We start from the raw sequence: 22,244 nt of genomic DNA, 5'->3' as shown, positions 1-22,244 counted from the left end.
GCGCACCAGGGAACAGGGCCCCTCTTTGTTCAGTCAGCTAACACGTACCCAAATTGCTACTTCAAAGACAGCATTTCGCCGCTTCACAGCACATCCACGTCGTGCGCGGCCAGCCTCTTCGTGTCATGCGCGTTCCTCGATTCTTACAGGGCGCCTGCTGCGCCCGCATCTTTGGCCCACACTACGAGACGACGCAGGGTCATTGTCAACGACCTCGCGTTTTGCTCCTGCCCCGCAGGGCGGCGCTTGCCGTATCATGACGTTACTGGCTGACTCTTCCCGGGAGGTCCCATGGACATCGCCTCCATCGTGCTCGGAGTTTTCTCGCTTGCCACGGCGTTCACCCCGTTCATCTGGCTGCAGGTCGTGGGAGGCTTTGTGGGCATCGCGGGCATCGTGCTCGCGCGCAAGGCCAAGAAGGCCGACTACCGCAAGGACCTCACCACCGCCATCGGTATGCTCTGCTCGATCACGGGCACGCTCCTCTGCTTTGTGGTGCCGGTCCTCTCCCTCGCGAGCAACATTGCCCTCTTCTTCATGACGCGCTAACGGGCGCGGGGAGATTGGCCGCGCCGCGCCCGGATCCCGTAGCATGCACGGCGGGGCCTGAGCCCCATCTCAGCAGACACCTTCCAAAAAAGGAGCCCACGTGTCTTGCAACGTTCAGCTTCGTACCGCACCCGACCGTACGCCAGGACTCGTCGAGCAGCTCGTCGCCGTATGGGAGCGCTCCGTGCGCGCCACGCACGCGTTTCTCTCCGACGCGGAGGTCGCCCAGATCAAGCCGTTTGTCCCGCAGGCCCTCGCGGGGGTGGGCACGCTCGTCGTGGCCGAGAGGGAGGATGCGCCCGTGGGGTTCATGGGCGTTGAGGGCGGGCGCCTCGAGATGCTCTTCCTCGACCCCGACGTGCGCGGGCAGGGGCTTGGCCGCATGCTCCTCACATACGGCATCGAGCACCTCGGCGTCACCGAGCTCACCGTCAACGAGCAGAACCCCCAGGCCGTGGGCTTCTACGAGCACATGGGCTTCTCCACGTACCAGCGCACCGAGACGGACGAGGAGAGTCGCCCCTACCCGCTGCTCTACATGCGCCGATAGGCCGGGAGCGGCGGGAGTGTAGTTTGGGGACGGGTTATTTCTCTCAGAGTTTTTGGGACAGGCCTGGGGCGATGCTGCGCCCCAGGCCTGTCCCAAAAACTCTGAGAGAAATAACCCGTCCCCAAACTACCCTAAACTACAGGCGCGGCGCGGTGAGCCACGTGCCCACCACCATGAGCGCGAGCGCGGCAACGAAGGTCGGCGCGAGCGGCGTCTGGAACAGCGCGAGGCCCAGCGCGCTCCCAATGAACGGGCTCACGGCGTAGAAGGCGCTCGTGCGCGCGGCGCCGAGCTCGCGCTGCGCCCGCACGTAGCAGGCGATTGAGAGGCCATACGCAACAAAGCCCAGCGCCAGCGCGCAGACGGCGTCAGCGGCCGCTGGCAGCGCGTCCCCCGCAAAAAGCGCCACGACGAGCGCCCCGGCACCCGAGCCCCAGCCCTTTGCAACGACCACCTGGACCGGGTCGCGCTCCGAGAGGCGGTTGGTGCAGTTGTTCTCCACGCCCCAGCACACGCACGCGCCCAGAACGAGCAGCGACCCCGTCGAGAGGCTCACGCCCGCACCGTCCCACGAGAGCAGCAGGCATGCCACGGTAATGACGCCGATGCCCAGGGCCGCCCGCCCGCCGACCCGCTCCCCGAAGGCCAGGCGCGCCACGACGGCCGTGGCCACGATCTCGAAGTTGTTGAGCAGCGAGACGGTCTCTGCAGAGGAGAGCGAGAGCCCCGCCATGAGCAGGATGGGCGCCGCCACGTCCAGCGCGATCATGGCGAGCACGTAGGGCGCGTCCTCGCGCACGAGCGGGTTACCCGCCGCGGCATCCCCGCGGGCCATCGCCCGGCGCCCGAGCGCAAGGACCGTCATCCCCGCGCCGGCGCCCAGGTAGAGCAGGGCCGCCATCATGTTGGGGGCAACGCCGCCAAGCAGCAGCTTTGAGAACGGCGTGCTCAGCGCGTAGAGCGCCGCGGCAAGAAGCGCGAGCGCGATGCCCGCCCGGCTGTTACGACCCAGCATGTCTCCCCTCTCGTCGGCAGCCGTCGTTTTTAGGGGGCTTGGCGCGCCATTCCGCCTCGATTCTCTACGAATGTGCGGGCGCCATCGCACCTTTTCCCTGCCCCGCGCACGAATCTAGGATAACGTGCAGACGGGTTGTACCCCCATACTTGAGCACACCGCAAAAAAGTGCCCAACAGATGAGGCTCGAAACGGAGAACCCCTGTTAGTGCTTCCTAGAGCCTCATCTGTTGGGTACTTTTTCACGGGCATCAGGAGTAGGTCGCCGATTTCGTATATTAGTATATTATCCATTCACCAAATCATGCGGGCTCCGGGGCCTCCGCGTCGCACTGCGAGGCGCCAATCGCGGACGTGGGCCCGCCCACATGGTTGAGCCGACACGCCCCTCACGCTATCATGGTAAGAACACTTGTTCTTGTAAGAGGGTATTACGAGGGGGCAGCATGATCATCAACACCGGCGCGCGCACGGACACCGCGCAGTGGTACACGCCCTGGCTGCTCAGGCGCTTTGAGGAGGGGTTCGCGCTGGCAAGAAACCCGCTCTTCCCCACCAAGGTGACGCGCTACGAGCTCACGCCGGACGTGGTTGACGTCGTGATCTTCTGCTCCAAGAACTACGCGCCCATCCTGCCGCGCCTGCACGAGATCACAGGCCGCTTCAACACCTACTTCCACTACACCATCACCGCCTACGGCCCAGACGTCGAACCGCGCGTCCCCAGCATCGAGGACTCCGTGGAGACCCTCTACGACCTCGAGAAGATCGTGGGCGCGCGGCGCATCGCCTGGCGCTACGACCCGGTGCTCCTCACGCCCGCCTACACCGTGGAGCGCCATCTGGAAACGTTCGACCACCTGTGCGGCCGCCTTTCCGGCCACGTGGACCGCTGCATCTTCTCGTTCGTGGAGCTCTACAAGAAGCTGCGGTTCAACATGCCCGAGCTCGCCCCCATCGGCCCCGAGGACATGGACCGGCTCGCTCGCGGCATGGGGGCCATCGCCGCCGAACACGGCATCTGGCTCCAGACCTGCGGCTCCAACGGCGACTGGAGCGCCTACGGCATCCACCCAAGCGGCTGCACCACGCTCGACATCCTGGGCGCCGCCAACGGTATCAAGTTCGCGCCGCGCAAGCACAAGGGCCAGCGCGCCGGCTGCGGCTGCATCGAGAGCCGCGACATCGGCGCGTACGACTCCTGTCCCAACGGCTGTCGCTACTGCTACGCCAACAAGGACCCCGAGCGCGCGCTCCGGAACTACCGCACGCAGCACGACCCGGAGTCGCCCCTGCTCCTGGGCCACCTGCGCCCCGAGGACACGGTGACCCAGGGCGCGCAGAGGCCGCTCCGCCGCCTGCAGCCCGCGCTGCTCTGACGCGACAAGATCGCGTTCTCGTCTGGGACGCGTCACGTCACGCGAACTGCGCCTTGAAACTCTCGCCCCAGGACTTGAGCGCAGCGATCACCGGGGCGAGGCTCTCCCCCAGCGGCGTGAGCGAGTACTCCACGCGCGGCGGCACCTCGGCAAAGACCTCCCGGCGGACGAGCCCGTCGGCCTCCATTGCCCGCAGCTGGCTCGTGAGCACCTTCTGCGAGACGCGTCCGACGCCGCGCTGAAGCTCGCCGAAGCGCCTGGTCCCACCCAGGAGCTCGCGCAGGATGAGCACCTTCCACTTGTCGCCGATGAGCGAGAGCGTGGTCTCCACCGGGCACGCCGGCCATTCTCGCTGTTTGAAGTTCTTCTCGTTCATCGCTGCTCACCACCAATAGTTACCAAAAGGTACTTACCGCACTTTATTGTGCCTACTTTCTCTTGTGCACCAATGGAGAGACTATACCGCTGTCCCCAAAAGCGCAAGAGAAAGGAACCGCAATGCCCCAGAAGAACCTCAAGGTCGCCGTCGTCGCCGCCAACGGTCGCGTGGGCCAGCTCGTGGTGAAGGAGGCGGTGGAACGCGGCATGGACGTCACCGCCATCGTGCGCGGCGAGAACCGCACGGCCGCCGAGAAGGCCCTTGCGAAGGACGCGCTCGAGCTCACCGCCGCCGACCTCGTCGGCTTTGACGCCGTGGTGGACGCCGCGGGCGGCTGGACGCCCGAGACCATCCCCGCGATCACCAACGTGGCCATCCACCTGGCTGACTGCGTGGCCGGCACGCCCACGCCCCTCGTCGTCGTGGGCGGGGCGGGCAGCCTCTTCGTGAACCCGGAGCACGCCGCCACCGTTGACCAGGGGCCCGATTTCCCCGAGGACTGGAAGCCGCTCTCGGCCGCCCACGGCGCCGCCCTCGCCAACCTGCGCGAGCGCGCGGACGTGGCGTGGACCTACGTCTCCCCCGCCGCGGACTTCCAGGCGGACGGCGCACGCACCGGCGAGTACACGCTGGCCGGCGAGGAGCTCACGCTCAACGCTGCCGGTCAGTCCACGGTGAGCTACGCCGACTACGCCATCGCGATCGTGGACCTCCTCGAGAGCGGCGAGCACGTGCGCGAGCGCGTCTCCGTGGTGAGCAAGTAGCGACACGGCAAGAAGGGCGGGGCGACGGTCATGACCCAGGACAAACGCAGGATCTACCTCATCGAGGCACTGCTCGCCGAGCGCGCGGATGGCGAGAAGATCGTGGTGCCGGAGGGCACCGACGGCCAGCGGGCCCTCCTGCGCGCGCTCATGAACGTTCGCTCGCCCGCGCCCGTGGCGGCAGAGGTGCTGGCCGTGCAGGACGCCTACCTCGCGGAGCGTCTGCGCGAGCGCGGCGGGGCGGTGGACGCGGCGGCGCTGCCGGCCGTTGACGCCGCAGACCCCGCGCTCTCCCGCGTGGCCCTCTGGCGCGGGGACATCACGCGCCTCGCGGCGGACGCCGTCGTGAACGCCGCCAACGACCAAATGCTCGGCTGTTTTGTGCCCGGCCACCACTGCATCGACAACGCAATCCACACGTTTGCGGGTATGCAGCTGCGCCTGGACTGCGCCGAGCTCATGGCCGCGCAGGGCCACGCGGAGCCCACGGGCCAGGTCAAGGTCACATCCGCACACAACCTGCCGAGCGGGCTCGTCTTCCACACGGTGGGGCCCATCGTGCGGGGCGGACGGCCGACGCCGCACGATGGGGACCTTCTCGCCAACTGCTACCAGGCATGTCTAGCGGAGGCCACGCGCCGCGGGCTCCGGACGCTCGCGTTCTGCTGTATCTCCACGGGCGTCTTCGGCTTTCCGCAGGAGGAGGCTGCGCGCATCGCCGTGCGCACCGTCCTCGACCACCTCGCAAACAACGACCACGGGCTCAAGGTGATCTTCGATGTTTTTCTCCCCGCTGACCAGCGCATCTACCAGGAGCTTCTCGACGGAGCTCGAGCGGCTCGCCACGGCGCTTGACGCGGCCGACACCGTGCTTGTGGGCGCCGGGGCCGGCCTCTCCACGGCCGCCGGACTCACGTACTCCGGCGCACGCTTCTGCGAGCACTTCTCCGACTTCATCGAGAAGTACGACTTCCCGGACATGTACTCCGGCGGATTCTTCCCGTTCCCGACGGAGGAGGAGCGCTGGGCGTACTGGAGCCGCCACATCAAGATCAACCGCTACGACCCGGTGCCCACCCCGCTCTACGAGCAGCTTCTTGAGCTGCTGGCCGAGAAGGACCTCTTTGTCCTCACCACCAACGTGGACCACTGCTTCCAGCGCGCGGGCCTCCCTAAGGAACGGCTCTTCTACGCGCAGGGCGACTACGGCCTCTGGCAGTGCAGCGTGCCGTGCCACGCGCGCACCTACGACAACGAGGCGCAGGTCCGGTGCATGGTCGCCGAGCAGCGCAACATGCGCGTGCCCGCGGAGCTCGTGCCGCGCTGCCCGATCTGCGGTGCGCCCATGACCATGAACCTGCGCGCGGACGACACCTTCGTGGAGGACGAGGGCTGGCACGCCGCCGCAGCGCGTTACCAGGACTTCGTTCGCCGCCACCGGGGGTCGCGACTGATCCTTCTGGAGCTTGGCGTGGGCGGCAACACCCCCGTCATCATCAAGTTCCCGTTCTGGCGCATGGCGGCCGAGAACCCGCATGCCACCTATGCCTGCGTGAACCTTGGCGAGGCATGCGCGCCGGCGGAGATCGCCGAGCGGAGCGTCCTTCTCGACGCAAGCGCGGCGGACGTGGTGGACGCGCTGCGCGGCTGACGACGCGGCGACCCCCGGTCAATTACTATCCGGTCCATAGCGTACGTTTGTTCTACCGAAGGAGCGGCAGAACGGAGGCACGCATGGACGCAGGGAAGGGCATCGTACTGTTTGAGTCGGCCGACGGGGCGATTGAGCTGCCGGTGAGGCTCGACCCGGAGCGAGAGGACGTCTGGCTGAGCCGCGCGCAGCTCTCGGCTCTCTTTGGGCGCGACGTCAAGACCATCGGCAAGCACGTCGCCAACGCGCTACGGGAGGAGCTTGCGGGGTCCGAGAATCGAGTTGTCGCAAAATTTGCGACAACTGCCCGCGACGGCAAGACGTACCAGACCGAGCACTACAACCTCGACATGGTCCTCTCCGTCGGCTATCGCGTGAAGTCCGTACGCGGCGTTGAGTTCCGCCGCTGGGCCACAGACGTGCTGCGTCGCTACATCGTGACCGGCCACGCGGAGAACGAGCGGCGGCTCGAGCAGCTGGGCCGGGTCACCAAGATCATGGCGCGCGTCCCCGAGAGCCTGGAGTCCCGTCAAATCCTCGACATCGTCCAGAGCTACACCGGGGCGCTCGACCTGCTGGACGACTACGACCACCTCCGCGTGACGGCGCCCGAGGGCACGCCCTCCACACGCGCGATCTCCTACGAGGAGTGCCGCGAGGTGATCGACTCCCTGCGCTTTGGCGGAGAGAGCACGCTCTTTGGCGTGGAGAAGGACGCCTCGTTCAGGGGTGCCGTCGGCAACGTCTTCCAGAGCTTCGACGGACACGACCTCTATCCCACGCTCGAGGAGAAGGCGGCCCACCTGCTCTACTTCGTCGTGAAGGACCACAGCTTCCTCGACGGCAACAAGCGCATCGCCGCCGCGGTCTTCCTGTACTTCCTCGACCGAAACGGGGCGCTGCTCACGCCCACGGGCGAGAAGGCCATCGACGACAGCGCGCTCGTGGCCATGACCATCCTCATCGCCGAGTCAAAGCCGGAGGAGAAGGAGGTGATGGTGGCACTCGTCATGCACTTCATACGGCGAGGCTAGGGACGGACCGCGCCGCCCCGCCCGGCGTCGGCGAGAAACGTGTCGAGCGCGGCAAGGCCCGTCGCAAGGCGCTCGGTCACGTGCTGCATGTGGTTGCCGGGACCGAGCGCCGCCTCGACCTGGCACCCGTGTGCCCGCAGAACGTCCGCACAGGCGGCAAGGTCCTCCTCCACGTGGCGAAACGGCAGACCCGCGCGCTTCTCCTTCTTCCCCACCGAGAAGAACGCGTAGCGCCCGGCGCAGTCTGGTGCGTTTGCGCGCAGCCAGTCGACCCAGCCCTCGTACCAGACCGAGCCCGAGAGGCAGGCACAGGCCGCAAGCCGCGGCTCGCGCACGAACGCGTAGAGCGCAAAGAGTCCGCCGAGCGAGTAACCGCAGATGGCGCGGGGGCCGGACGCACGGTCGAGCTCCTGAGCAAGCGCAGCGAGCGTCTCGTCCGCCCGGCCGCCAAAGTCCTTCTCGCCCGGGCGCAGCGCGGGGGCGGGCCACGGCGTGAGCGCGCCGCCCCAGTCCGCAACCGGCACGCTCACCACGCGCGAGCGCAGCCCCTCCGCGGCCACCGCCACGTCCATCGGGTGCTCCGGCGAGTCAATGACGTAGATGACGGGCGCGGTGGGCCCCGCCAATCCACGCGCCTCGCAGCGGCCGTCCATCATGCATGCCCCCATACGATTCGAGCCCGCCGGCGCAGAGCGGGCCATCGCGCAGCCTGACGGCGCGCTGCTTTTCACGGCTCGACGCCGGCGACGTTGGGTATCCTTACAAGTGACGTATCGTCACGTAAAGGAAGGGTAGCATAATGAGCGCTCTGGTAACGTACTTCTCCGCCACCGGCACCACGGCTCGCGTCGCGCGCGAGCTTGCCGGCGCCATCGGAGCCGACCTCTTTGAGATCGCGCCCGAGCGGCCCTACACGCCCGCGGACCTCGACTGGAACAACAAGAGCAGCCGCAGCTCGCGCGAGATGGCGGACGAGGGCAGCCGCCCCGCCATCGCCGGGCGCGTGGACAGCATGGACGCGTATGACACCGTCTTCGTGGGCTTCCCCATCTGGTGGTACGTGGAGCCGCGCATCATTGATACCTTCCTCGAGACCGAGGCCCACGACCTTGCCGGCAAGACCGTTGTCCCGTTTGCCACGAGCGGTGGCAGCGGCCTTGGGCGCGCGCCGGAGCGCATGGCCGCGCTCGTGCCGGAAGCCACGGTCCTCGAGGGCCGGCTGCTCAACGGCCGCCTGGATGCGGACGAGCTGCGCGCATGGGCGGAGGGCGCCATGTAGATTGCGATAGCGGCCCGCTGCACACGAAGGCCGCCCGTTGTCACGACGGGCTTCAACTGGTCGGCACGCATCTTCCCGATAACTGTTAGTATACTAACCGTTGCTATCCTAACAACCTTGACGCGGAGGCACCGTGGAGACCGACACGATCCACCATCTGCTGCTCATGGCGTTCAACCACTCAAACCGCGCCATGACGTCGCGCACGCGGGCGTTTGGCCTCATGCCGGGCCAGCCCAAGGTTCTCGAGCACCTGGCCGAGCACGAGGGCTGCCTTCAGCGCGACATCGCACGGGCGTGCGTGATGGACCGGGCAACGGTCACGGGCGTCCTGACGCGCATGGAGGAGTCGGGGCTCGTCGAGCGCCGTCCCAAGCAGGGGGACCGGCGTGCGCTCGAGGTCAGGCTTTCCGACGGCGGCTGGGAGGCCGCCGAGCGCGTTGCCTGCTGTGGGGCGGAGGTTGACGAGATAGCGTGCGCGGGCATGAGCGTCGCCGAGCGCGAGGAGCTCTCGCGGCTGCTGACCCGCATGATCGAGAACTTTGAGCGAGAAGAACAGAGGGATGCGCATGAGTGAGCTGGTCGCAAAGCTGCGGTGGACGGTCGTCGGTGAGGACGGGGCGCGCGGTATGGACAGGATGGCCCTGCGCTACCTCTGCTTTGTCACGGGACTGCTAATCAACTCGTTCGGCGTGGCCTTCATCACTAAGGCAGCGCTTGGCACCTCCCCCATCTCGAGCATTCCCTATGTGCTTGACCTGCGATTTCAGCCGACCTTTGGCGAGTTCACCTTTGTGCTCAACATGGTCTACATCGTGGCGCAGGTCGTGCTGCTGAGAAAGGACTTCCAGCCGATTCAGCTGCTACAGGTGGTGGCCAACCTCATCTTCAGCGCGTTCATCGACGTGAGCATGGGGCTGCTGTGGTGGCTGAGCCCCACGAGCGTCCTCGCGTGCGCGGCGTCGCTGCTGCTGGGCTGCTGCATCCTGGGGTTCGGCATCTCCGTGGAGGTGGCTCCCAACGTGATCGTGGTGCCCGGCGAGGGCGTGGTGCGCGCAATCTCTTCCGTGCTGGATAAGCCGTTTGGCACCTGCAAGCTCTGCTTTGACGGCTCGCTCGTGGCCATTGCCTGCGCGCTTTCCGTGCTGTTCTTTGGCTATCTCAATGGCCTGGGCGTGGGCACCGTAATCTCCGCGCTCGCCGTTGGCCCCATCGTGAACGTCTTCAACGCGCGTCTCCCCCTCATCGCCGCCATCCGCCGCCTGTAATTGTGTAATTGGGGACGGGTTATTTCTCTCAGAGCTTTTGGGACAGGCCCGCCCGGACGCCATTCCAGCGTCCGGGCGGGCCTGTCCCAAAAGCTCTGAGAGAAATAACCCGTCCCCAATTACCAGATGCCGAGCAGGTGCTGCATGCCAAGGCTCACGGCCGCAATGGCCACCCAGCAGCAAAGGCCCATGAGGATCGGCTTGCCGCCCGTGCGCACCAGCTTGACGACGTTGGTATTAAAGCCAATGGCCGCCATCGCCATGACGATGAAGAACTTGGAGAGCTCCTTGATCGGCGCAGTCACGGCGGCCGGCAGCGAAAATACCGTGGTCACCACGCTTGCCAGCACGAAGAACACGATAAAGAACGGGAAGGCGCGCCGCAGGCTGAAGGTGTTTCTCGCCTCGCCGCCCGCACGGCGGGCCTGGCGGACCTGCCAGAACGCAAGCGCCAGAGTGATGGGGATGATGGCCAGCGTGCGCGTAAGCTTGACGATCGTGGCGGCGTCGAGCGTGTTGGCGCCGGGGTGCATGCCGTCCCACGCGGCCGCCGCGGCCGTGACGGAGGAGGTGTCGTTCACCGCCGTGCCCGCAAAGAGACCAAAGCCCTCGTTGGTGAGGCCGAGCATGCCGCCGAGCGTGGGAAACACGAGCGCCGCGATCACGTTGAAGAGGAAAATCACGCTGATGGCCTGGGCCACCTCCTCGTCCTCCGCCTCGATCACGGGCGCGGTAGCCGCGATGGCCGAGCCGCCGCAGATGGAAGAGCCCACGCCAATGAGCGTGGAGATCTTGCCCGGGATGTTGAGCGCACGGCAGAGCACATAGGACACTACGAGCGACGTCGTGATGGTGGAGAGGATGATCGGCAGCGACATGGTGCCCACCTGCGCGATCTGCGCAAGGTTGAGGCCAAAGCCCAGGAGAATCACCGCCCACTGGAGCACCTTCTTGGACGTGAACTTGATGCCGGCGGCAAGCGGCGCGCCCTTCTCGGCCGGCACCGCAAGCGCCAGCACCATGCCGATGAGAATGGCGAACACCGGTCCGCCCACGACCTCGAACCGCTTGCCCAGAAGCCACGCCGGCACGGCGACGACCAGCGCAAACAGCACGCCCTTCCACATCTTGCCAAAGTCCTTGATGAGTTCCATGCGACCTTCCCCTCTCGCGCGTATCAAGGGGTAGGCTACGCTTCGCTGCTATAATCTATTCTGATGAATTAGTTATCTACTCATAAGTATTTGTTTGCCAAGAAGGTCGCATGCTCGACTATCGCACGCACACGTTCCTGACCGTCTGCCGCACCGGTAGCTACACGCGCGCCGCCACGGAGCTGCACGTGACCCAGCCGGCCGTCTCGCAGCACATCCGGCAGCTGGAGGTGCACTACGGCTGCGCGCTCTTTGCGAAGAGCGGTCGCGGCGTGGAGCCCACGGAGGCGGGACAACTTCTCTACCAGGCGCTTTGCGCCGCCGAGAATGACGAGGCCCGACTACGGTCAGAGCTTGACGCGCATACGGCCGAGAAGAACGCGCGCCCTCCGCTGCGCTTTGGCTGCACGCGCACGATAGCGGACTACGTGGCACCACGTCTGCTGGCGGCGCACCTCAGCCGCCACCCCGACGAGCACGTCCTCATGCGAACCGGAAACACAACCGAGCTCGTAACGCTCATGGATGCCGGGGAGATTGACTTTGCCCTGATGGAGGGCTCGTTCGACCGACGCGCCTTCGAGAGCGAGACCCTCTCGCGCGAGCCGTTCGTGGCGGTGGCGGCAGCCGGAGAGCGCGCCGCGAGCGTCACCGACCTTCTCGATCGGCACCTCGTACTGCGCGAGCCGGGATCGGGCACGAGGGAAATCCTCGAGCGGCACCTTGCGGCGCGCGAGCTCTCCGTGAGCGACTTCGCAGGGGTCATCGAGCTCGCCAGCATACCTGCGATCAAGGCGTGCGTGGCCGCCGGCGCGGGCGTGAGCTTTCTCTACCGCGTGGCGGTGGAGCGCGAGCTCGCGGCGGGCACGCTCGTGGACGTCACGCCTGCCGACTGCGCCATCACCCACGACTTCTCCCTCGTCTGGCAGCGCGGCAGCCGCTACGCGAATCGATATCGCGCGCTCGCCCGTGCCTGGCGCGCGGGCCGCCCAACCGCGCCGGAATCAGCGCCCCCGGCATAATGCGCGGCGATGCCGCGGGGCCATGCGTGCTCCCCGCGGCACGACAGGTCTTCTCGTCAGCGCTTTCGAATCGTCCTGGCGCTACGCAAGCGCATCGGCGGCCGTATACTCCTCCAGCGAGCCGGCCCTCACCTGGACGCAGACATAGGTGATGCCCTCGTCCACGGCCGCAAAGAACTGGCGCTTGCCCTCGGGGGCAATGCGCACCCAATCGCCGGTGGAAAGCTCGACGGACTCGCCATCGATAACCACGCGACCGCTGCCGGCAAGCACGCCGTAAATCTCCTCGTTCTTCTTGTGCGCGTGCACGAAGGGCACGCTCGCGCCGGCAGGCAGGTTGTTGATGCTGATCTCCGCGCCCGTGAGCCCGAGGACATCATGAAGCTCGGTGCGAGCGTCTGTACCGACGTGGGTGATGCTGTACGTGCTCATATGGGCCCCTTCCGATTTATTGTAACCAGTATTGTTACATCATAGCATGAGACGTGGCCTGCGGGCCTCGTCACCGACTATTCATCGGAATCTTGCCCACCCGCCTCCCGTGTGATGCCGGAGAGCACGTCCGTCAGGGTCGACGACGCAAGCTCCCGCTCAAACGCCTTCTGCGCGCGCCCAAGTTGGGGGTCGAGCGCCTGGTGGATGGCGCGCCCAACGGGACATGCCGGGTTGGGGTTCTCGTGAAAGCGGAAGAGGGTCCCCTCCGCCCCCTCTTCTACGGCGCGATAAATGTCGAGCAGGGTGATTTGGTCGGCCGGGCGCGAAAGGGTGATGCCCCTCGCCCCTCGAGCCACCTCTACGATGTTCGCCGCCTTGAGACGTTGCAGGAGCCGGCGTACGACCACCGGGTTGGTGCCGATGCTGCTGGCGATGAGGTCGCTGGTCACCCTATGGTCAGAAAAAACCTCCACGCAGGCCAGCAGGTGAACGGCCATGGTGAACTTTGACGAAGCGTGCATGGGCCTCCCAACCCTCAATGGCTCGAACTACGAGGTCAAAGCACCCCCGCACACGTGGACTATAGCCCAAGCAGGATGGCCCAACACGTGACGTCGTGCCAGGGGACAAGGGCGCGCTTGCGCAAATGACAGGCGCCATGGCGGCGCAATCCCAAGTGTTGTGCACTTTTTCACATGGCCGCCAAGTAGTCCGCAGCAGTGGTCTCGCAGAATCGCAGGTAGAAAAATGGCACCTCGTCAGTAGTACTTCGAGGGGAGCCAAAAAAGTGCACAACCTTTGCGCAGGCCTCGATTTACGTCTGCCCAGGGAGCGTAACGCCTCGGCCGGACGCGCAATCGGACTCAGCGCCACGAGCGCGCGCCGGGAGACCCCCATTTACCCAAGCCTTCTGATGGTGAAGTGCTGCGGACAATCGCCCTCCTCGCCCGGCAGGTTGAAGGCGCCCTCGCGCAGAACGGTCCAGCGCTCTCGTCCCGCATAGGCGAGCCACTCGCCGTTGTCCGACATGTGCACGAGCGTCACGGGTCCCGCGGCCTCGCGCTCAAGCTTGTCGAGAAACGCTGTGAGCACCGGAGTATCAAACGGGTTGAACAGGTAGACGTGCGTGAAGCCGGCAAGCGGCAGGTCGAGCGCGCTGCCAGCAACAACGTGCACGTTGGGGTAGCGCGCCGACCACGCGGCAGCCTCCGCCGCGAGCGCCGGATCCAGCTCTACGCCCGTCGCGCGCCCGGGCAGCCCCGCACCCACGAAGTATGCAAGCACGCGACCGGCTCCGCAGCCCACGTCGAGCAGGTGAGAGTCCGCGTCGAGGCCCAGCCCGCCAAGGAGGTCCTCGAGCACAAAGTAGGGCGTGGCCGTGGGGTCATGGGCGCCTGCCGCGGCATGGCGGGTCCTCTCGGCGCGCTCGAGCGAGCGGCCGGCAACGGCCAGATCGCGCAGCAGGTCAGCGTCAGGCATCGAGCCAGAACTCCTCGACCGGCCTGTCGTGGTCGTAGACGCGATCATCTTGCTCGTCAATCGAGCGAAGCACGCGGCACGGGTTGCCCGCGGCCACCACACCGGCAGGCACGTCGCGCGTGACCACGCTGCCCGCACCCACCACCGAACCGGCTCCCACCGTCACGCCCGGCAGCACCACGCACCCAGCACCGAGCCAGGCACCCCTGCAGATGCGAACGGGCTTGTTGTACTGCAGGCCCTTGGCGCGCAGACGCGGCGAGACGGGATGCGACGCCGTACAGATGGTGACGTTGGGGCCGATCATGACGTCGTCCTCGATGAAGATGTCCGCGTCGTCTACCAGCGTGAGGCCCATGTTGGCGTAGACGTTGCTGCCCAGGTGCAGGTTGGCGCCGCCCCAGTTGGCATGGAGGGGCGACTCGATCATGCAGCCCTCGCCCACCTCGGCCACGAGCCTTGCGAGAAGCGCGCCGCGCTCCTCCGAGCTGCTGAACGGCAGGGCGTTGTAGGCGTCCAGCACGTCACGCCGGCGCTCCTGCTCGGCAAAGAGCTCCGGGCTGTTGCACGCGTAGAGCCGGCCGTCGGCCATGCGCCGCCGCACTTCCGCGAGGTCCATCGAGCCCCCTTCTTCTTGCCAGACAAGCGAGCGCCCGCCGCACAGAGACGGCGGACGCTCAGAATTTGGTTTAATTTCTTATTCCCACTCGATCGTGCCGACAGGCTTGGGCGTCAGGTCGTACGTCACGCGGCAGATGCCCGGAACCTCGGCGAGGATGCGGTCGGTGACGCGCTTCAAGAGCGCCCAGTCGAGCTCGGGCACCGTGGCGGTCATGGCGTCGACGGTGTTTACGGCGCGGATGATGGCTGGCCAGTCGTAGGCGCGCTTGCCGTCGCGCACGCCGGTCGCGCGCATGTCGGGCACCACGACGAAGTACTGCCACACCTTGCCGGCAAGCCCGGCCTCCGCAAACTCCTCGCGCAGGATGGCATCCGCCTCGCGCAGCGCCTCCAGGCGGTCGCGGGTGATCGCGCCGAGGCAGCGCACGCCCAGGCCCGGGCCCGGAAACGGCTGGCGCTCGACCATGCCCTCGGGGAGCCCCAGCGCGCGGCCCACCACGCGAACCTCGTCCTTGAAGAGCAGGCGCACGGGCTCGACGAGCTCGAACTGCAGGTCGTCGGGCAGGCCGCCCACGTTGTGGTGCGCCTTCACGCCGTCGGACTCCACGATGTCCGGGTAGATGGTGCCCTGCGCGAGGAAGTCCACGTCGTCGGCGACCTTGCGCGCCTCCTCCTCAAAGACGCGGATGAACTCGGCGCCGATGATCTTGCGCTTGCGCTCGGGCTCGGCCACGCCGGCCAAGAGGTCGAGGAAGCGGTCCGTGGCGTCCACGTAGACGAGGTTGGCGTCCATCTGGTTCTTGAAGACGTCGACGACCTGCTCGGACTCGCCCTTGCGCATGAGGCCGTGGTTCACGTGCACGCAGATGAGCTGCCTGCCGATGGCCTTGATGAGCAGCGCGGCAACCACGGAGGAGTCCACGCCGCCAGAGAGGGCCAGCAGCACCTTCTTGTCGCCGACCTGCGCGCGCACGGCCGCGACCTGCTCCTCAATGAAGGCCTGCGCGAGCTCGGGAGTGGTGATGCGCGCCATGTCGTCGGGGCGCTTGTTCGGGAGGTCCATGCCAGCTCCTTTGAACGGGGAATCAACACCCCCGATTCTATCGTGAGCTGGGCGGCGGCACGAGGACGTCGTAGCGAACGGCCTTTCCGGCAAGCGAGTGGCTCGGCTTGGCGCCCGCGAGCCACGGCCCCTTGGGCGGCCGCTTGACCACGATCTTGCGCGGACGCGCGGCGCGCGCCGCATCCAGAAGCCGCGCCTCGTCCTCGCAGGGCCGCTCGAGATGGTGCAGGAGCTGGAACTTCTTCTTCACGGCCGCGCTCTTGGTGCGCTCGGGAAACATCGGGTCAAGAAACACCACGTCGGGCGCGTGGTCGCGCAGCCCCAGCGCGTGCAGCCCCGCAACGGAGTCGCCCTCCACGAGCTCCATCCGTGAAACGATGCCCGCAAGCTGCGGCTCGCCCGCGGCCCGCTCGAGCGCGTCGCGCAGGAGCGCCGCGATCACCGGGTCCTTCTCGAACAGCGTGACCGTGAACCCGGCCGCGGCCAGCAGCAGCGCATCCTCGCCGAGCCCTGCCGTCGCGTCCACGGCCGTGGGCGCGGGGACGCCGCGCACCCGTGCCGCCCGCACGAGGAGCTCGCGGCCCAGCCGGTCCGGCCGCAGGCGCGGCAGCAGGCGCGCGAGGTCGGCCCGCAGCACCATGCCGTCCCCCACGAGCGCAAGCCCCCCGTCATCGCGCCGCAGCTCGAGCCCGGCTGCCGAGGCCGCGAGCATCGCCTCTTCAGAAACTTCTGTCAACGCCTCGCTCACCGCCGTTCTTCTCGCCCATGTGCACTAGCATGACACGTGGCCCGCGCAGAGTCGAGCAGGGAGGCGCGCATGGAGCAGGGGACGGCAGCAAGAACCAAGGTGCCCGTGAGGCTGGGCCTCACCGTCATCTGCGCGGGCGGCTTCATGGACGCCTACTCCTACCTCCTCCACGGCAAGGTATTTGCCACGGGGCAGACCGGCAACATCGTGCTCCTGTGCCTGAACCTCGCCGATGGGGCCTGGCTCGGGGTCCTCCACTACCTGGCGTCGATCCTCGCCTTTGTCACGGGCATCGTCCTCTCCAAGCACGTGCTGGTGCGCGTCCACAACGGCAGCAGCCACCGCATGCAGCGCACGGTCGCCGTCTTTGAGGCCCTGGTCTTTGCCCTCATGGCGCTGCTGCCCCCAGGCGTGCCCGACCTGCCCGTCAACTGCGCGATTTCCTTCTGTGCGGCGCTCTCCTTTGAGAACTTCCGCACCTTCGGCACCAAGTCGGCGTATGCGAGCGTCTTCTGCACGGGCAACCTCCGCTCGCTCGGCGAGACCCTCTACGACGGCCTCATCGCCGGCAACCGACACGAGCTCCACCGCTCGGCGCGCTACGCAGCCCTCATTCTCTCGTTCTGCGTCGGGGCCGTCTGCTGCAAGCTGCTCATTGACGTCGCGGGCGGCTGGGCAAGCCTCGCGATCAGTGCGCTCTTCATCCTGTCGCTGCGCTACGTGACCGAGACCGAGCCCCGCGCCCAGTCGGCCCGCCCCTAGCCAAGGAGCTGGTAGCTGAGCGAGATGAGCACGGGGACGAGAGCGGAGCAGGTGGCCCCGTTGAGCACCGAGAGCACCACGCTCTCCTCGTTGGTGTACTTCATCATCATGGGCAGGGTGGTGTCCTCGCTCGTGGCGCCGGCGGCCGCGATGCAGGCGGCGGGCCCCAGGTAGCGCGCGAGCAGCGGGATGCAGAAGAACGAGAGCATCTCCCGCATGAGGTTGCTGAGAAACGCCACGCCGCCATAGACGCCGCCCGAGAGGGCGCCGATCGTCACGCCGCCGAGGCTGTACCACCCCATGCACCCGGCGATGGAGACGCCCTCGGCGAGGGGGTAGCCCGTGACGAGCGAGCAGGCCGCCCCTCCCAGGATCGAGCCAACCGTGACGCCCAGGGGAATGACGAGGGCCTTGAGGTGGTACTGGCAGATCTTGCGCACGATGCCGCGCTGCATCCCAATGCCCACGCCCACCGAGACCATGAGCAGGTTGAGGATGAGGTCGCTCGAGGAGAGGAGCACGTCCACCGCGGCAAGGCCCGAGCCGAGCCGCCCACAGAGGACCCCCAGGGCAAGCGCCCCAAACGCGAGAAACACCATGGCTACTCCCCCTCGCCCTCTCCCGCACCCTCTCCCGCGCCGAAGACTCGCTTGGCGAGCAGGTGCGCCAGGGCAATGGAGACGGCCATGGGAATCAGGCAGAAGAGGGCGCTGTCAAGGCCGATGGTGCCGAGGTTGTGCAGCAGGTCCTCGTTCCTCCCAATGCTCACGCCCATCGTGAAGATCAAAAGGACGGTCAGGACCAGCTGGACGCGGCTGTTGGCGCGCGCCCACCAGTGCGGCAGCACGAACCTTCCCACCACCGCGCCCAGGCACATCAGGGCCATCGTAAGCATGCCCTCCCCCTCTCGTCCGCAGGTGCCCCATAGAGGTGTACCGGGTCGGGGACCTGAACGCAAGGGGAAAGTCCGCGGGAGCGGCAGGCGAGGCGGCTACTCCCAGGTCTGCCAGGTCTCGGGCGCGTAGCCGACGGTTGCCTGACGGCCGTTGCGCACGATCGGCTCGCGGAGCACCTGCTGGTTCTCGAGCAGCTTGTCAAAGCGCTGCGACTCGGCAAGGTGGGAGACGAGCGCAAGGGTGTCCTGGTCCTTGGCCTTGGGGTCGAGAAGGACCTCGAGCCCGCCGACGGCGCGCATGACGCTCTGGAGCTCTCCCCGGCTCATCCCCTTCTCCTTAAGGTCGACGAACTGGAAGCGAATCCGGCGCTCCTTGAACCAACGCTGCGCCTTCTTGGTGTCGAAGCTCTTCCGGGTGCCAAAGACCTGAACGTTCACGAGCGCCCCTCCCCGCTCTTGACCATGGTGAGCGAGATCTTGCCGCGGTCGCGGTCGACCTTCTCGACCCACACCTTCACGGTATCGCCCACGGCGACCACGTCGGACGGGTGCCTGACAAAGCGTCGCGCCAGCTTTGAGATGTGCACGAGACCGTCCTGGTGCACGCCCACGTCCACGAAGGCGCCAAAGTCAACGACGTTGCGGACGGTGCCCGTGAGCTCCATGCCCGGCTGGAGGTCGTCGATGGAGAGCGCCGCGCGGCTAAAGACCACCTCGGGCGCGTCGTCGCGCGGGTCCCGACCGGGCTTCTCGAGCTCGTGCACAATGTCGATGAGGGTCATGATGCCGCAGTCGAGCTCGCCGGCGAGGGTCGCGACGCTCCCCACGCGGCGCTCGATGTCCGGCACGCCGCCACGGGTGAGCTCGTCGGCGGTCACGCCCGCGCGCTCGAGCACGGCCGTTGCGACGGCGTAGCTCTCCGGGTGGACGCTCGTGGCGTCGAGCGGGTTGGCGCCGCCCGTGATGCGCAGGAAGCCCGCGCTGTTGAGGAAGGCCTTGGGGCCGAGCTGGGGCACCTTCTTGAGCTCCCGGCGGTCGGTAAAGGCGCCGTGCTCCTCGCGGTACGAGACGATGTTCTTGGCCACGGTGGACGTGATGCCCGAGACGTAGCCCAGAAGGCTCGCGCTTGCCGTGTTGACGTCCACGCCCACGCGGTTGACCACGTCCTCGACCACGTTGCCGAGCGCGTAGGCAAGCTCGGTCTGATCAAGGTCGTGCTGGTACTGCCCCACGCCGATGGACTGGGGCGGAATCTTGACGAGCTCGGCGAGCGGGTCCTGGAGGCGACGGCCCAGGCTCATGGCGCCGCGCGTGGTGACGTCAAGGTCCGGGTACTCCTGGCTCGCGAGCTCGGAGGCCGAGTAGACCGAGGCGCCCGCCTCGTTGACGATCGTGTAGCGCAGGTCCGGCGCGGACTCGGCAATGAACTCGGAGACGACCTCCTCGGTCTCGCGGCTGGCCGTGCCGTTGCCGATGACGATGGTGTTGACGTGGTACTTCTCGACCAGGCGGGAGAGCGTGCGCTTGGTGCCCGCCACGTCACGGCGCGGAACCGTGGGGTAGACCACGCCGTGGTCGAGGAGCTTGCCCGTCTCGTCGAGCACCGCCAGCTTGCAGCCCGTACGAAAGCCCGGGTCGAGCGCGATGATGCGCGCGCCGCGCACCGGGCGGGCGGAGAGCAGGCTCTCCGCGTTCTTGGCAAACACCTTGATGGCGTCCATCTGCGCGCGCGCCGTCAGCTTGGCGCGAGCCTCGCGCTCGAGCGAGGGCGCCATGAGGCGGCGGTAGCCGTCGGCGATGGCGGCGTCAAAGACCGGGGCAAAGACGCCCTGGCGGCGCGGCCAGCGCGATCCCAGACGCGCCACGGCCGCCTCCGCGTCGACGCGCACGCGAACGCGGAGCTTCTCCTCGCGCTCGCCGCGGTCGATGGCCAGCACGCGGTGGTTGGGGATCTTGGACACGGGCTCGGCGAAGTCGTAGTAGGGCTCGTAGGGGGTCTTCTCGTCCGGGTTCGTTGCCACCGAGACGATCTCGGCCGTGGCCATGGTGAAGTCGCGCAGGTCGGCGACGTTCTCGGCGTCCTCGGCAACGGTCTCGGCCACGATGTCCGAGGCGCCCGCAAGGGCCCGCTCCGGCGTGTCGAAGCCCGCCTCGGCAGCCTCCGGCGTCACAAAGCGCGCCGCCTCGTCGAGCGCCGACCCCTTGGTCGTGACCTGCATGATAATCATGTTGGCAAGCGGCTCCAGGCCCGCCTCGCGTGCCTTCTGCGCTCGCGTCATGCGCTTCTTGCGATAGGGCTTGTAGAGGTCCTCCACGCGCTGGAGCTGCGTGGCGGAACGAATCTCGGCCTCGAGCTCCGGGGTGAGCTTGCCCTGGGCGCCGATGAGCAGGATGACGTCCTCCTTGCGCTGCTCAAGGTTGCGCAGGTAGGCCAGGCGATCGCTGAGCGCGCGCAGGGCCACGTCGTCCATGCCGCCCGTGGCCTCCTTGCGGTAGCGGGCGATGAAGGGGATCGTGCTGCCCTCGTCGATGAGCTTGACGGCCGCCTCGACGGCCTCGGCCTTGAGGCCGAGCTCCTCGGCAAGCGTGGCGATGATGTCCATGTGTCTGTAGCTCCAAACGGTTGCGTGCAAGAGCCACCTAGCATACCCGCCCGCTCGGGCGGGAACAAGGCGCCGCCGACCCCCGCGCCATGCCGCCGCCCGTTGAGCGGCACCCCGCGCTCGACGAAAATGGGAGGCACGGCATCAGCCGAGGGAGATGATCGCATGCCCCAGACGACCGACCGGGCGCCCGCGCGCCCCTGCCCCGCGACGGGCGCGAAGCCGCACCCGCCCTTGTCGCGCGCGCTCTGCATTCTGTACGCCTGCCTTGCCTCGCTTCTGGTCGTGGGGTGCTCCGACCTCGGGAACTATGACGAGCGCTCGGTCGCGCGCCAGGCAGAGGGCTACTACGTCGAGAAGTACGGCGCAGACGCCGAGGTGGTCGACATCTGGGAGGGGCGCTCGTACGTCCTGTTCGGCTATCAGTCGACGGACATGGCCTTCTGCACCATGGACGACGGCACCACGGTGCTCGTCGACTTCGAGGAGGGCGTTGTCGGCGACAACAGGCAGCAGGACGAAATCACGGCCGCATACGAGCGGCGCTTCCGCGAGGAGCTCGGGCGCGGGCGGCGGCGTCTCGAGGACGCCGGCTATACCGTCACGCTCGTGCTGATCAACGGCGTCTCTCCCGCCGAGGACGGGTTCTTCGACGGATGCATCTCGACATACGAGTGGGGCGAGAAGGACGAGGCCGAGCGAGAGAGCGGGTCGTTCTTCCATGCGCTCTACACGGGGGACGACCGGTTCTTCGAGGAGGAGGCGTCCCGCGTCAGGCTTGGCATGTGCGACGTCGAGATCGACATATCCGGACCGGACGCGGACTACGCCGACGCCTTCCCAACAAATGTTCCCGAGCGCCCCTCGTGGGTCGAGCCCGTCGACGCGACCTGCCGGTCGCTCCTCCCGCTGACCGGCGGAGACCCCGCCACAAAGGTCGCCGTCTACCAGGCGTTCCCACCGGACACGGCCATCGCCGGAGCGGAGGATGGGAAGCTCGGAGAGCTCGACCCCTTCCGCGACGCGGGCGAGACCGGAAGCTGGCTCATCGTCGACTGGGTCCCCGTGGGCAAGGGGGCCTACGTCACCTCCGACGAGTGCGGCGTACGTCTGCGCTCCGGCGACGTGACGCTGGAGGTGGTCGATGACCCGTATTCCTACGACGAGCTCTGGGCAGACGGGGACCTCGCAGAGATCGAGGGCCGCAGCCCCTCTCCCGCCGCCTTCGAGTCATACGAGCTCAGGGCGGCCCCCGGTCTCTTCGAATCGTCACCTGACGTACGCGACAAGGGATGGTTCAGCGTCAGGCTCGCCTATGACAACACGGACCCGGAAACGGGGCTGGAGCGCCTCGGCATAACGCCCGGCACGCTCGACCCCTCCCTGTACACGGTCGAGAAGAACGCCGCCGCCGAGGACTTCGAGGGCGCACCGCCCCTCGAAGTGGTGCGGATGCGACCGGAGACGCTGGCAAACGGCTTCCAGTACGGTACGAACGTCCTGTACGAGGAGGAGCCGATGCTGCTCGTCAGGATGTAGGCGCCCGGCCCCGCGTGCGCCGGACGCGCGCGGGGAATAAGAACCCACGGTGACG

At 67.2% G+C, this 22,244-nt stretch carries 27 protein-coding genes; 13 read left to right on the top strand and 14 right to left on the bottom strand.

The annotated features are described in order from the left end of the window. Positions 1-291: 291 nt before the first annotated feature. Both B5F84_RS00885 and B5F84_RS00880 read left to right on the top strand, forming a co-directional pair. A complete protein-coding gene (locus B5F84_RS00885; RefSeq protein WP_087319740.1) occupies positions 292-549 on the top strand; it encodes a hypothetical protein in 258 nt (85 codons plus the stop codon). 100 nt (positions 550-649) lie between these two features. Next, a complete protein-coding gene (locus tag B5F84_RS00880; RefSeq protein WP_087319738.1) occupies positions 650-1,099 on the top strand; it encodes an acetyltransferase in 450 nt (149 codons plus the stop codon). Positions 1,100-1,235: 136 nt separating this feature from the next. On the opposite strand, the gene B5F84_RS00875 is transcribed toward B5F84_RS00880, so the two are convergent. Continuing rightward, on the bottom strand, positions 1,236-2,114 hold the full coding sequence (locus tag B5F84_RS00875) for a DMT family transporter (protein WP_087319737.1): 879 nt from the start codon (positions 2,112-2,114) through the stop codon (positions 1,236-1,238). Positions 2,115-2,560: 446 nt separating this feature from the next. Here B5F84_RS00875 and B5F84_RS00870 point away from each other — a divergent pair, with 446 nt between their 5' ends. Beyond that, complete coding sequence (locus B5F84_RS00870; protein ID WP_087319736.1) at positions 2,561-3,493, top strand: DUF1848 domain-containing protein; 933 nt, start codon at positions 2,561-2,563, stop codon at positions 3,491-3,493. Positions 3,494-3,530: 37 nt separating this feature from the next. Here B5F84_RS00870 and B5F84_RS00865 read toward each other — a convergent pair whose 3' ends face one another. Continuing rightward, positions 3,531-3,869, bottom strand: coding sequence for a helix-turn-helix domain-containing protein (locus B5F84_RS00865; RefSeq protein WP_087319734.1), 339 nt, complete (start codon positions 3,867-3,869; stop codon positions 3,531-3,533). A 122-nt stretch (positions 3,870-3,991) separates the two neighbouring features. Between B5F84_RS00865 and B5F84_RS00860 the strand changes: the two genes are divergently transcribed. The 4 genes from B5F84_RS00860 (at position 3,992) to rhuM (ending at position 7,321) form a co-directional block, all read left to right on the top strand. Further along, entirely contained in the window at positions 3,992-4,636 is a 645-nt protein-coding gene (locus B5F84_RS00860) for an NAD(P)H-binding protein (RefSeq protein WP_087319733.1), read from the top strand. A 30-nt stretch (positions 4,637-4,666) separates the two neighbouring features. Next, on the top strand, positions 4,667-5,491 hold the full coding sequence (locus B5F84_RS00855) for a protein-ADP-ribose hydrolase (protein ID WP_087319731.1): 825 nt from the start codon (positions 4,667-4,669) through the stop codon (positions 5,489-5,491). Next, complete coding sequence (locus B5F84_RS00850) at positions 5,415-6,287, top strand: Sir2 silent information regulator family NAD-dependent deacetylase (RefSeq protein ID WP_087319729.1); 873 nt, start codon at positions 5,415-5,417, stop codon at positions 6,285-6,287. The genes B5F84_RS00855 and B5F84_RS00850 overlap by 77 nt, the downstream gene beginning before the upstream one ends. Positions 6,288-6,370: 83 nt before the next feature. Further along, on the top strand, positions 6,371-7,321 hold the full coding sequence (rhuM, locus tag B5F84_RS00845; RefSeq protein WP_087319727.1) for a RhuM family protein: 951 nt from the start codon (positions 6,371-6,373) through the stop codon (positions 7,319-7,321). On the opposite strand, the gene B5F84_RS00840 is transcribed toward rhuM, so the two are convergent. After that, entirely contained in the window at positions 7,318-7,989 is a 672-nt protein-coding gene (locus tag B5F84_RS00840) for an esterase (protein WP_087319726.1), read from the bottom strand. The genes rhuM and B5F84_RS00840 overlap by 4 nt on opposite strands. 128 nt (positions 7,990-8,117) lie before the next feature. Here B5F84_RS00840 and B5F84_RS00835 point away from each other — a divergent pair, with 128 nt between their 5' ends. The 3 genes from B5F84_RS00835 (at position 8,118) to B5F84_RS00825 (ending at position 9,868) form a co-directional block, all read left to right on the top strand. Next, positions 8,118-8,600, top strand: coding sequence for a flavodoxin (locus tag B5F84_RS00835; RefSeq protein WP_087319724.1), 483 nt, complete (start codon positions 8,118-8,120; stop codon positions 8,598-8,600). A gap of 133 nt (positions 8,601-8,733) precedes the next feature. After that, a complete protein-coding gene (locus tag B5F84_RS00830) occupies positions 8,734-9,177 on the top strand; it encodes a MarR family transcriptional regulator (RefSeq protein WP_087319722.1) in 444 nt (147 codons plus the stop codon). Continuing rightward, positions 9,170-9,868 (top strand): DUF6198 family protein, encoded by a 699-nt coding sequence (locus B5F84_RS00825; RefSeq protein WP_239378155.1) that lies wholly within the window; start codon positions 9,170-9,172, stop codon positions 9,866-9,868. Before B5F84_RS00830 ends, B5F84_RS00825 begins: the two co-directional genes overlap by 8 nt. A 119-nt stretch (positions 9,869-9,987) precedes the next feature. Here B5F84_RS00825 and B5F84_RS00820 read toward each other — a convergent pair whose 3' ends face one another. Further along, the gene (locus B5F84_RS00820; RefSeq protein WP_087319720.1) at positions 9,988-11,022 is read right to left on the bottom strand and encodes a YeiH family protein; all 1,035 of its coding nucleotides are present in this window, start codon (positions 11,020-11,022) and stop codon (positions 9,988-9,990) included. Between the two features lie 110 nt (positions 11,023-11,132). Here B5F84_RS00820 and B5F84_RS00815 point away from each other — a divergent pair, with 110 nt between their 5' ends. Continuing rightward, on the top strand, positions 11,133-12,044 hold the full coding sequence (locus B5F84_RS00815) for a LysR family transcriptional regulator (RefSeq protein WP_087319718.1): 912 nt from the start codon (positions 11,133-11,135) through the stop codon (positions 12,042-12,044). An 81-nt stretch (positions 12,045-12,125) separates the two neighbouring features. On the opposite strand, the gene B5F84_RS00810 is transcribed toward B5F84_RS00815, so the two are convergent. The 6 genes from B5F84_RS00810 to B5F84_RS00785 all read right to left on the bottom strand — a co-directional run bounded on the left by B5F84_RS00810 (position 12,126) and on the right by B5F84_RS00785 (position 16,390). Further along, positions 12,126-12,476: a cupin domain-containing protein gene (locus B5F84_RS00810; RefSeq protein WP_087319716.1), complete on the bottom strand. Its 351-nt coding sequence runs from the start codon at positions 12,474-12,476 to the stop codon at positions 12,126-12,128. A gap of 77 nt (positions 12,477-12,553) precedes the next feature. Further along, positions 12,554-13,000, bottom strand: coding sequence for an Rrf2 family transcriptional regulator (locus tag B5F84_RS00805; protein WP_087319713.1), 447 nt, complete (start codon positions 12,998-13,000; stop codon positions 12,554-12,556). A gap of 376 nt (positions 13,001-13,376) precedes the next feature. Continuing rightward, complete coding sequence (locus tag B5F84_RS00800; RefSeq protein ID WP_239378154.1) at positions 13,377-13,958, bottom strand: class I SAM-dependent methyltransferase; 582 nt, start codon at positions 13,956-13,958, stop codon at positions 13,377-13,379. Continuing rightward, a complete protein-coding gene (locus B5F84_RS00795; RefSeq protein WP_087319710.1) occupies positions 13,951-14,577 on the bottom strand; it encodes a sugar O-acetyltransferase in 627 nt (208 codons plus the stop codon). Before B5F84_RS00795 ends, B5F84_RS00800 begins: the two co-directional genes overlap by 8 nt. 78 nt (positions 14,578-14,655) lie before the next feature. Further along, positions 14,656-15,642 (bottom strand): glutamine-hydrolyzing GMP synthase, encoded by a 987-nt coding sequence (gene guaA / locus B5F84_RS00790; protein ID WP_087319708.1) that lies wholly within the window; start codon positions 15,640-15,642, stop codon positions 14,656-14,658. A gap of 37 nt (positions 15,643-15,679) precedes the next feature. Further along, entirely contained in the window at positions 15,680-16,390 is a 711-nt protein-coding gene (locus B5F84_RS00785) for a class I SAM-dependent methyltransferase (RefSeq protein WP_239378153.1), read from the bottom strand. 69 nt (positions 16,391-16,459) lie between these two features. Here B5F84_RS00785 and B5F84_RS00780 point away from each other — a divergent pair, with 69 nt between their 5' ends. Beyond that, positions 16,460-17,152, top strand: coding sequence for a YoaK family protein (locus B5F84_RS00780; RefSeq protein WP_087319705.1), 693 nt, complete (start codon positions 16,460-16,462; stop codon positions 17,150-17,152). Here B5F84_RS00780 and B5F84_RS00775 read toward each other — a convergent pair. The 4 genes from B5F84_RS00775 to B5F84_RS00760 all read right to left on the bottom strand — a co-directional run bounded on the left by B5F84_RS00775 (position 17,149) and on the right by B5F84_RS00760 (position 20,650). Beyond that, positions 17,149-17,751 (bottom strand): lysine exporter LysO family protein, encoded by a 603-nt coding sequence (locus tag B5F84_RS00775; RefSeq protein ID WP_087319703.1) that lies wholly within the window; start codon positions 17,749-17,751, stop codon positions 17,149-17,151. The two genes, B5F84_RS00780 and B5F84_RS00775, sit on opposite strands and share 4 nt — an antisense overlap. A 2-nt stretch (positions 17,752-17,753) precedes the next feature. After that, entirely contained in the window at positions 17,754-18,047 is a 294-nt protein-coding gene (locus B5F84_RS00770; protein ID WP_087319701.1) for a LysO family transporter, read from the bottom strand. A gap of 96 nt (positions 18,048-18,143) precedes the next feature. Beyond that, on the bottom strand, positions 18,144-18,485 hold the full coding sequence (locus B5F84_RS00765; protein WP_087319700.1) for an ArsC/Spx/MgsR family protein: 342 nt from the start codon (positions 18,483-18,485) through the stop codon (positions 18,144-18,146). Next, positions 18,482-20,650, bottom strand: a complete 2,169-nt coding sequence (locus B5F84_RS00760) for a Tex family protein (protein ID WP_087319699.1) — start codon at positions 20,648-20,650, stop codon at positions 18,482-18,484. The genes B5F84_RS00765 and B5F84_RS00760 overlap by 4 nt, the downstream gene beginning before the upstream one ends. Before the next feature lie 165 nt (positions 20,651-20,815). On the opposite strand from B5F84_RS00760, the gene B5F84_RS00755 reads away from it, so the two are divergent. Further along, the gene (locus tag B5F84_RS00755; protein WP_239378151.1) at positions 20,816-22,189 is read left to right on the top strand and encodes a hypothetical protein; all 1,374 of its coding nucleotides are present in this window, start codon (positions 20,816-20,818) and stop codon (positions 22,187-22,189) included. The last annotated feature ends 55 nt before the right edge of the window (positions 22,190-22,244 follow it).

It is taken from the genome of Olsenella sp. An290 (assembly GCF_002159535.1).
Classification (GTDB): domain Bacteria; phylum Actinomycetota; class Coriobacteriia; order Coriobacteriales; family Atopobiaceae; genus Thermophilibacter.
The sequence above is the reverse complement of the archived record's forward strand: the minus strand, read 5'-3'. Positions and strand labels throughout refer to the sequence as shown.